The following is a 1546-nucleotide window of genomic DNA, read 5'->3' on the forward strand; positions in this document are numbered from 1 at the left end:
GCTTAGCAGTGGCCATCACAGACGCAGGCCCACCCAGCTCTTCTCCCTGCAGCCCCTCAATGGCCGTCGTCATCCTCGCCGCGACCCCAGGCACCTCACCGAACGACTCGTACGTCCGCCCCCACCGATCGTTGCGGACAACACAAACACAGGGCGCGAAATCCCAGTCGAGCCCGGTCCCCGCCATTTCCTCGGCGGTCGCCGCGCCGATCTCGCGGACCAGATCCGCGTCACGGGACGCGCCGAGCCCGATGTTGTGCGGGAAGATCGTCGCGCCCACGACCGTGTTGTGGCCGTGCACCGCGTCCACCCCGTACATGATCGGGACGCGCAGCGGCCCGGCGAGGGCGGCCCGCTGGAGCCGGTCGTACATGTCCGCCCATTTCTCCGCCCGGTTCGGGCTGGGCGCCGACCCGCCGCTCGACAGCACCGACCCGATCCCGTACCGGGTGATCTCCTCCGGCGTGACGAACCTGCGTTCGGGCTGCGTCATCTGTCCGAGCTTGTCGTCCAGGCTCATCCGGCCGAGAAGATCGTCCACCCTGTCCTCGACGGCCGGCCGCGGGTCGAGATAGGGCGTGGAGTCAGCCCCGACGGGACCCCCATGAGCGGCGAGCACGAGCGCACCCGCCAAACCAGACGCCAGAAGCCGGAACATCACGGAAGAGCTGAACATGCGGGAAGCTTTTCCGGCATCGCTCCAATGCAACACAACCCAGGAGCCAGCGCCTCGGCAATTTATCATCGACAAATCGCCGCAGGGCCCCCGATCGGGATCGAACCGACACCTCCAGGACCACAACCTGGCGTGCAGACCACTACACCACGGAAGCCGCATCTCCGGCAGGACTCGAACCTGCGACCTCCGGGTCCGCAACCCGGCGCGCTCTCCAACTGCGCCACGGAGACTCGATGTTCAATTGTTCTCGCATACCGGTGCAGGAATCGAACCTGCCTGCCGCGGCTTATGAAACCGCTGGACACACCAGCGTCCCCACCCGGTGCGGAGGGTGCGAGATTCGAACTCGCGCAGGGGTGACCCTGACGACGGCGTAGCAAACCGCTGCCTTCCCGCTCGGCCAACCCTCCGGGAAAAACAGAAACCGCCAGCGATGCACGGGCGGCCGGCGTCAGAACGGGCGTTTCACGTCCTGGAACGGCTCCCGAGACCGAGAAGACTGCTATGCATTCGACGACGCATGTCCCTGCCCCTCCCGGTCTCGTTTCCTTGCGACGCCCATCATGCCGGGACGGTTCCCGTCCCGGCAAACCATTTACCGGCCGGCACCGCAGCCGTCCAATGCGGCGTTCAACGCACGGAGCGCGCGGTAGACGCGGAGCTTGACCACGTCGACCGGCACCCCGAGCGAGGCCGCGGCCTCATTGACCGAACGGTCCCTGAACACGGTCTCGGCCAAGATCTCACGATGCGCCGGCGGCAACGCCTGGAAGGCCCGGGCGACCACCGCCGGACGCGCCCGCTCCCCCACCGACCCGGGGACGAACGAACCGGTGCTCCTACCCATTCGCAGTGCCACGCCACGAA

At 67.3% G+C, this 1546-nt stretch carries 2 protein-coding genes and 4 tRNA genes; all 6 read right to left on the reverse strand.

All coding sequences use genetic code 11. The features are described from left to right. Window positions 1-676, reverse strand: a 676-nt coding sequence (locus tag E1264_RS42490) for a glycoside hydrolase family 3 N-terminal domain-containing protein (RefSeq protein ID WP_279492168.1), incomplete at its 3' end; no start/stop codon positions are given. A gap of 85 nt (window positions 677-761) precedes the next feature. After that, window positions 762-833: transfer RNA gene (locus E1264_RS42495), tRNA-His, on the reverse strand. 2 nt (window positions 834-835) lie between these two features. Continuing rightward, window positions 836-909: transfer RNA gene (locus E1264_RS42500), tRNA-Arg, on the reverse strand. A gap of 21 nt (window positions 910-930) precedes the next feature. After that, a tRNA-Met gene (locus tag E1264_RS44340) sits at window positions 931-1004 on the reverse strand. Next, window positions 1005-1089: transfer RNA gene (locus E1264_RS42505), tRNA-Ser, on the reverse strand. A gap of 185 nt (window positions 1090-1274) precedes the next feature. Then, a partial coding sequence (locus tag E1264_RS42510; RefSeq protein WP_279492169.1) for a sigma factor-like helix-turn-helix DNA-binding protein occupies window positions 1275-1546 on the reverse strand: 272 nt, incomplete at its 5' end.

Origin of the sequence: Actinomadura sp. KC216 (assembly GCF_004348535.1) — a bacterium.
Lineage (GTDB): Bacteria > Actinomycetota > Actinomycetes > Streptosporangiales > Streptosporangiaceae > Spirillospora.